Below are 7,510 nucleotides of genomic sequence, written 5' to 3'. Positions count from 1 at the left end.
ACGTTGTGGCGCAACAACTTCACTGCGTCCGGGTCGGGCTCGACGACCACGACGGTGCCGCTGGTGCCCAAGCGGCTGAGCACCCGGATGGCGTGGTAGCCGACGTACCCACCCACGTCGAGGAAGACGCTGTCGGGCTCTATGAGCGAGTCGACCAGTTCCGCGATCTCCGGCTCCCAGACCCCGTTGCTCGATAGGACCGCGGACATGATGCTGTCCTGCGACGGCAGCCGTAGGAGCCCCGCGTCACAGAGGACGGGTGCGCTCGGGACGTCGACTGAGATCGCGCGCTCATGCTGTCGGACGACGACACGGCGGAGTGCGTCAGTCGCACGTAGAGCCTGATCAGCGGACCAAGAGCCCATCGCGAGCCTGCTGTCAGCCTCGGCTTGTTGGGTGGTCAGCCGTGCTTCTAGTGCATCGAGCCGCGCGTTGCTCGCCGCTAGGGCGGCGGTCAGCTTGTGGACCTCGTCGGAGTTGTCGTGCTGCTCGCGCGCGGGCATGTCACGGATCTGCGCAGCGAGGTCATCAATGGCTCTTGCACCGACAGTCGTCTCCCCCCGTAGGCGGACAACCTCCTCGCCGGTGGCAGAGACCTGCTTGCCCAGTTGGCCCATCCGTTCGACGACGAGGTCGAGGTCGGCGCGAAGCAGATCCGTGTCGAGTCCCGCTCCCGCGCTAGAGAGCCTGTCTTGGCGTTCGACGAGCTCAACCGCCGTGCGCTCTATGCCGTCGATGAGCGATGCGAGCACCGAGGTGAGGTGGGCGTCGTAGTGGTTGAGCACGCGTAGGACCGCGCGGCGCAGTTGCGGCGCCATGGGGATCTTGTGACCGACGTCTGTGTCGGGACGGCGGTGCAGTGCGTGCCTAGCGGCGCGTAGTGCGCGTAGCGGGTCGTCCTCGGTAGCGACGGCAAGAGCGCGGCCTGCGCGCCAACTGCGATAGGCGAGTTCCACGCGCCTACGAACCGCAGCACCAGCGGCGGCAGGTGCCAACCGCTCGAGAACGTGGGTGCGGGCCGCGGAGCCGATCTTGTCCGCAGTGGCGTGGTCGTCGACCAAGTCCCGGATGGCACCGGCAACCATCGTGTCGGCCGCGAACTCATCGGTCGGCAGTGGCACACAGCTGTCGGGTCCTAGCAGGTCAGCAGCGGTGCTCCCGGCCAGCGTGATGGTCGGGACGCCGCGCAGGGACACCTCCGCCAGCCACCGGTTGATCCGCGCGGTGTCCGGGCTGTCGGGTTGGTCCAGGGACAGCACCCAGGTCGCCGCGTCGGCGATGGCGGTGAACGCGGACTCCTCGGAAACCAGCCGAACCCTGGGGTCGGTTCCCGCAGAGAGGCGGAGTCTCTCCGCGCCTTCGGAGCGGGCGAAGGCTGAAGGCACCAAGAGGACCAGGCGAACGTCGTCGCGGTCGGGGAAGGCTGCGGCGAACGCGGCCAAGAGGTCGTCGCCGCGGTCCGCGAAGGCCACGAAGGTTGGCTCGTCGCCTGCGCCTAGGCGATGTCTGGCCTGGTCGCGGGCAACCTCGTCGCGCGCGCCCGGGTCAGGTAGCGGAAGAGGGACCGTGTGCGTCGCTATGCCGTCGGGGGCGGGGGCGACGGTGGGCCAGACAAGCCAACGTTCGTCGGCGCGGAACGGGATCGGGGTGAAGTCATCGCGGACGGCGATGATGTGCCGCTGCCGTGGCAGGCCGGTCTGCCCCCCGCAGGCGAGGACGACCGGGTAGATGGGCTCGTTGGAGATGGGCAAGCCGGACGCTTCCGCGGCTAGGCGCACGCGGTCGGCCAATGGGCCGACGCCCATGACGGACACGCCGATCTGGTCGATGAGCGTGACGTCGATGGTGTGCTGCCCGGGGACCGCGCGTTGGTGCAGGCGCCCGCTGAGCACGGCATCGGTCGCGCACCAATCGCGATAGGCGGCGGTATCCACTCCAAACGGATCGGGGAACCGTTCGCGCAGGTCCGGGTCTTCTTCCCAGAGGGCCAAAGCCCACTTGGTCGCGTCTGGCGTGCCTGGCTCGGGTGCGCATGCCCAGCGCAAGAAGCCCGCGGGGTCGACACCGGCGGGCGGGGGCGAGTCTTGGGAGGAGCGGGCAGCGCGATAGGCGGCGCGCAGTGGCGCGGGGAACAGCGTGCCATCTGCGAGCTTGCCGAAACGCACTGTCGGCTGAGGGAGGTCGTAGACGTCGTCGATCTCGTTGGCGTAGTCCGTGACGACTGCGGACAACAGGGGGTGTTCGGAGAGCAAGACCCGCGGGTCGTCGGTGATGTCGGCCGTAAGAAGCCAAGGCTTGGCCGGGTCGAAGCCCTTGAAGGTGGCGGTGCGTAGGACAACACCGCCAGCAGTAAGGCTGCTGGACGAGTCACGGGCTAGTGCGCGTTGTGCTGCGTTCCAGGACGAGAGCCCTAGGCCGGGATCCCGCAAGACGTGGTGGTCGACCATGGCAGGCGCGCCGTCGAGGAACGCACCAGCTCGGCTGGGGTCCGCAAGGCAGGCTTCCGCCCATGCGTGCAAGAAGGGTTCGACGCCATGGGTGACGCCGATGAGGCCGTCGTCATAGATGCCCGCGCCCAGCAGCTCTTGTTGGGTGGGGCGCAGCCCGTCAGCGGGTAGCGGGCGCAGCACCCTGGGGACCAAGACGAGCGCGACATCGTCCAGCGCCGCGGTGATGGTGTTCGCGAAGGGCGCGTACACCCGCGTCCAAGGTGCCAGGTAGAGCACCGGGCAGGTGTGGTTGGCCAGCAGCGATTCCAGCAGCCTCGGCCGCAGCGCCGCGCAAGCCTCCGCCGCGGTGTGGCCGGTCGCGAGGTCGGCGAGTTCCGCCGGGTGCACGCCGATGTCTTCGGGGACCAGGACCCCCTCTGACCGTTCGCCGTCGACCAGCAGGATCACGAACCGGGCGCTGGGGTGGTGGTCGAGGAAGGTCCGCTCGGCCACTCGCGCGGCGGCGAGGTCCTGTGCGGCCACCGCGGTGCAGGCGATCAGAGGCGTCACGGCGTCGGGGGGCACATCGGGCACCCGGCCAACCTAGTCGCTCAACGGGTGCTTGTGGGTCTCACTGTCGAGCGAAAAGGTGACCCGTCTATAGCATCGGCAGGAGAGTGCGCAGCTCATAGGGGGTGACGCTGCGGCGATACGTGTCCCACTCGGTCCGCTTGTTGCGCAAGAAGTAGTCGAAGACGTGCTCACCGAGGGTCTCGGCCAGCAACTCCGAGTTCTCCATCTCGGCCAGGGCCTCGCCGAGGTTCTGCGGGAGGTTGGCGTAACCGGCGGCGCGGCGCTCGGCGTCGGACAACGACCAGACGTCGTCCTCGGCCGCGGGCGGGAGCGAGTAGCCCTCGGCGACGCCCTTGAGCCCGGCGGCGAGGATCACCGAGAACGCCAGGTACGGGTTGCACGCCGAGTCGAGTGAGCGGATCTCCACGCGGCGCGAGGACGCCTTGGTCGGTGAGTACATGGGAACTCGCACCAGAGCGGAGCGGTTGGCGTGGCCCCAGCACACAGCGGTAGGTGCTTCACCACCGACGATCAGCCTCTTATAAGAGTTGACCCACTGGTTGGTGACCGCGGAGATCTCGCGCGCGTGCTTGAGCAGGCCCGCGACGAACGCCTTGCCTGTGGCGGATAGCTGATAAGGGTCTTCGTTGTCGTAGAAGGCGTTCCGGTCGCCTTCGAACAGGCTGACGTGGGTGTGCATGCCGGAGCCGGGCTGCTCCGAGAAGGGCTTGGGCATGAAGGACGCGAACACGCCCTGGGTGAGCGCGACCTCCTTGACCACGTACCGGAAGGTCATGACGTTGTCGGCCATGGTCAGCGCGTCGGCGTAGCGCAGGTCGATCTCCTGCTGACCGGGGGCGCCCTCGTGGTGGCTGAACTCCACGGAGATGCCCATCGCCTCGAGGGTCTCGATGGCGTGCCTGCGGAAGTGCGTCGCGGTGGCGTGGCTGGCCTGGTCGAAGTAGCCGCCGTTGTCGGCCGGGGTGGGTTCGCTCCCGTCGTGCGGCAGGTTGTTGAGCAGGAAGAACTCGATCTCCGGGTGCACGTAGCAGGTGAACCCGGCCTCGCTGGCCTTCGACAGCGTGCGGCGCAGCACGTGCCGGGGGTCCGCCCAGGACGGTGAGCCGTCCGGCATCGCGATGTCGCAGAACATGCGCGCGGAGTAGGGCTCGCCGTCCGGGGTCTCCCAGGGCAGCACCTGGAAGGTCGCCGGGTCGGGTTTGGCGATCATGTCCGACTCGTACACCCGGGAGAATCCCTCGATCGCCGAACCGTCGAAGCCGATGCCCTCGGCGAAGGCGCCCTCGAGCTCGGCGGGCGCCACCGCGACCGACTTCAGGAAGCCGAGCACGTCGGTGAACCACAGCCGGACGAACCGGATGTCGCGCTCTTCGAGCGTGCGCAGGACGAACTCTTGCTGGCGATCCATGAGCGCAGCGTAGACATCAACTGGCGGTGCGCGCCTTACTTGACCCGTGTGAGGTGATCCGCAGGGACATCAGCGCCGCCGCCGCGCACAGTCCGCCCGCGACGTACCAGGCGGGGTCGTAGCTGCCGTGGTGGTCGCGGGTGAGTCCGGCGCCCAGGGCCGCGAGAGCCGCGCCGACCTGGTGGGAGGCGAAGACCCAGCCGAACACGATGGGTCCGTCGTGGCCGTAGACCCTCCGGCACAGGGCGACCGTCGGCGGGACGGTGGCGACCCAGTCGAGGCCGTAGAAGACGATGAACGCCCACATGGGTGGTTCGGTGGTGGCGGCGAACAGGTGCGGCAGGATCAGCAGCGACGCACCGCGCAGGGTGTAGTAGGCGCCGAGCAGGTAGCGCGGGTCGATCTTGTCGGTGAGCCAACCGGAAGCGATCGTGCCGATCACGTCGAAGAGGCCGACCAGGGCCAAGAGGCCCGCCGCGGTCGTAGTGGGCATGCCGTGGTCGTGGGCGGCCGGAACGAAGTGGGTGCCGATGAGGCCGTTGGTGGAGGCCCCGCAGATGGCGAACCCGCCTGCGAGGAGCCAGAACGTGCCAGTGCGTGATGCCTGGCCCAGGACTTGTAGTGCGCGGGACGCGGTTCGGCCACTGGTCGCTGGGATGGGGTCTTCGGTTCCGGTTGCGCCATAGGCGGTGGTGCCAACGTCGCTGGGCTTGTCGCGGAGTGCGATAAGGACAAGAGGGACAACAGCGAGTGCGGTGAAGGAGATGGCGAGGGATGCGGTCCGCCATCCACTGTGGGTGGCCAGTTGGGCCACTACGGGCAAGAAGACCAACTGCCCCGCGGCCCCTGCCGCCGTAAGAACGCCACTGACGAGGCCTTGGTGCTTGACGAACCAGCGTGAGGTGACTGTGGCGACGAAGGTGAGCGCCATAGAGCCGGTGCCAACACCTACGAGGACTCCCCACAGCAGTAGGAGTTGCCAGCTGGCCGTCATGAAGACGGTGAGTCCGCTTCCCGCGGCGACGAGCACCAGCGCACCCGCGACAACCTTGCGCATGCCTAGGCGTTCCATGAGCGCGGCGGCGAAAGGCGAGATCAGTCCATAGAGGAGCAGGTTGATGCTGACCGCGGTGGAGATGGTGGCGGTGGACCAACCGAACTCGTTGTGCAGTGGATCGATGAGCACGCTGGGGGCCGCCCGGAATCCCGCGGCGCCGACGAGGGCGACGAAGGCGACGCCCGCGACGAACCAGGCCCAGTGCGGCCGCCGGACCCGGATCTGTGTCTGTGTCACGGCGTCAAGGGTGCGGGCAGCGGGCCACCTCGGCCTAGTGGCCTGATTGCCAATATGTGCAAGAATCTGGCCATGGTGCACCGGGTGGTCGTCCTGGCGGTCGAGGAGGCCGTCGGCTACGACCTGACCATCCCGCCGCAGGTCATGCGGGCCGCGGTCGGGTCGACCGGTGAGCCGCTCTACGAGGTCGTGGTGTGCGGGGTGGACGCGAAGCCGGTGCGGATGACGACGGGGTTCACCGCACTGCTCGACCACGGTCCTGAGGTGCTGGAGACCGCGGACACGGTGATCGTGCCGGGCACTCGGTCGCCCGGACCGCGCCTGCTGGGCACACTTCCGGGTGACGTCGCCGAGGCCCTCGCGCGCGTGCGGCCGGGCGCGCGGGTGATGTCGATCTGCACGGGGGCGTTCGTGCTGGGCGCGGCGGGTCTGCTGGACGGGCGGCCCGCGACGACGCACTGGAAGTTCGCCGACGAGTTCCGCGAGCTCTACCCGGCGGTGCGGCTGGACCCGGACGTGCTGTTCGTCGACGACGGGGACGTGCTGACCTCGGCCGGGCTCGGCGCGGGGGTGGACCTGTGCCTGCACGTCATCCGCACGGACTTCGGCTCGGAGGTCGCGAACCGGGCCGCCCGGTACTGCGTGGTGCCACCGTGGCGGGAGGGTGGTCAGTCGCAGTTCATCGATCGCCCGCTGCCCGAGGGCGGGTCCGACGGTGTCGCCCCTACGCGCGCGTGGGCGCTGGGCAGGCTGCACGAGCCGTTGGAGTTGGCGGTGCTGGCGGAGCACGCCGCGATGAGCGTCCGGACGTTCTCGCGCCACTTCCGCGCGGAGACGGGTCTGTCGCCGGGGGTGTGGCTGGTCCAGCAGCGGATCCGGCTGGCGCGCAGGCTCCTGGAGACCACCGACCTGCCGGTGGACCAGGTCGCAGAGCAGGCGGGCCTCGGCAGTGCCGCCTCGTTGCGCCAGCACCTGCGGTCGGCGATCGGGGTGTCCCCGCTGGCCTACCGGAAGATGTTCCGGCCTAGACCAGGACCGGCGTGAGGTCGCGGTCGAGGCTCCACTCGATCAGCTCCATGCGCTCGGACAACCGGTAGAGGAAGTCCTCGAAGTCGCGGCTGTGGTCGGGGCAGACGAGGGCGGCGGTGGCGCCGACGGCCTGCTCGACGAGTCGGGACGGGACGCGGCGCAGGCCGAGCGAGGGGGTCTGGTCGACCCAGGCGAGCAGCTGGTCGCGCATCGCCGGGTTGGCGCAGTGCACCGCGACCAGGCGGCGCCTGCGCAGGGCGAGGGTCAGGTCGGTGCTGGTGAACAGCGGGGCGTGGTCGGCGCGGCGGACGACGGCCGCGATCTCCTCGAACCCCTCCTCGGCGATGGAACCCAGCCCGGCCACCGAGGACATCTCGGCCGAGGTGAGCTGTCCTTCGGCCACGACCCTGGCGAGCGGGGTCGCGCCCCGGCTCGCGGGGGCGGCCAGGTAGCTCACCATGCGCCCGGCGAGCGGGCCCACCCGGTCGGTGACCTCGAGGAAGACCGAGGAGGCGTAGGGGACCAGGTCCGCCCACACGATGGCCCGCGCCGGGCTTGCCTGCTGGGGACCGAGAGCCACGTCACTCAATGAACACCTGCCGCTGCGGTTCGTCGTCAATATGGACAACCTTGATTCCCCGAATGGGGGAACTCAAGCACTCTCCGAAACCAACACCCGAAAGGTTGAAACTTGTAACAGCGGGTGTCACCGCCCGCTGTGGACAACTTCCGCGGCCCTCAGCGACGGCCGCCTAC

Annotated in this window: 5 protein-coding genes (1 of these 5 cut by a window edge); 1 reads left to right on the top strand and 4 read right to left on the bottom strand. The window is 69.0% G+C overall.

Going from position 1 to position 7,510, the window contains the following annotated elements; translation table 11 throughout:
- The 3 genes from JOD54_RS35525 to JOD54_RS12135 form a co-directional block, all read right to left on the bottom strand.
- Nucleotides 1-3,023: the 5' portion of an FkbM family methyltransferase gene (locus JOD54_RS35525; protein WP_204450641.1), read on the bottom strand. 511 nt of this gene lie to the left of the window's left edge; the window shows 3,023 of its 3,534 coding nt (coding positions 1-3,023); the start codon lies at nt 3,021-3,023; its stop codon lies beyond the left edge, outside the window.
- Between the two features lie 64 nt (nt 3,024-3,087).
- Nucleotides 3,088-4,431, bottom strand: coding sequence for a type I glutamate--ammonia ligase (gene glnA / locus JOD54_RS12140; RefSeq protein ID WP_204450640.1), 1,344 nt, complete (start codon nt 4,429-4,431; stop codon nt 3,088-3,090).
- Nucleotides 4,432-4,447: 16 nt separating this feature from the next.
- The gene (locus JOD54_RS12135; RefSeq protein ID WP_204450639.1) at nt 4,448-5,725 is read right to left on the bottom strand and encodes an MFS transporter; all 1,278 of its coding nucleotides are present in this window, start codon (nt 5,723-5,725) and stop codon (nt 4,448-4,450) included.
- A gap of 72 nt (nt 5,726-5,797) precedes the next feature.
- Here JOD54_RS12135 and JOD54_RS12130 point away from each other — a divergent pair, with 72 nt between their 5' ends.
- Entirely contained in the window at nt 5,798-6,769 is a 972-nt protein-coding gene (locus tag JOD54_RS12130) for a GlxA family transcriptional regulator (protein ID WP_239573353.1), read from the top strand.
- Here the strand turns inward: JOD54_RS12130 and JOD54_RS12125 are convergent.
- Nucleotides 6,750-7,334, bottom strand: a complete 585-nt coding sequence (locus tag JOD54_RS12125; protein ID WP_204450637.1) for a hypothetical protein — start codon at nt 7,332-7,334, stop codon at nt 6,750-6,752. The genes JOD54_RS12130 and JOD54_RS12125 overlap by 20 nt on opposite strands.
- Nucleotides 7,335-7,510 lie beyond the last annotated feature (176 nt).

Origin of the sequence: Actinokineospora baliensis (genome assembly GCF_016907695.1) — a bacterium.
GTDB classification, from domain to species: domain Bacteria; phylum Actinomycetota; class Actinomycetes; order Mycobacteriales; family Pseudonocardiaceae; genus Actinokineospora; species Actinokineospora baliensis.
The sequence above is the reverse complement of the archived record's forward strand: the minus strand, read 5'-3'. Positions and strand labels throughout refer to the sequence as shown.

What these genes read in the sequence shown, in the direction of transcription:
- glnA (WP_204450640.1), bottom strand. Translation starts at nt 4,431, where the DNA reads ATGGATCGCCAGCAAGAGTTCGTCCTGCGCACGCTCGAAGAGCGCGAC.
- JOD54_RS12130 (WP_239573353.1), top strand. Translation starts at nt 5,798, where the DNA reads ATGGTGCACCGGGTGGTCGTCCTGGCGGTCGAGGAGGCCGTCGGCTAC.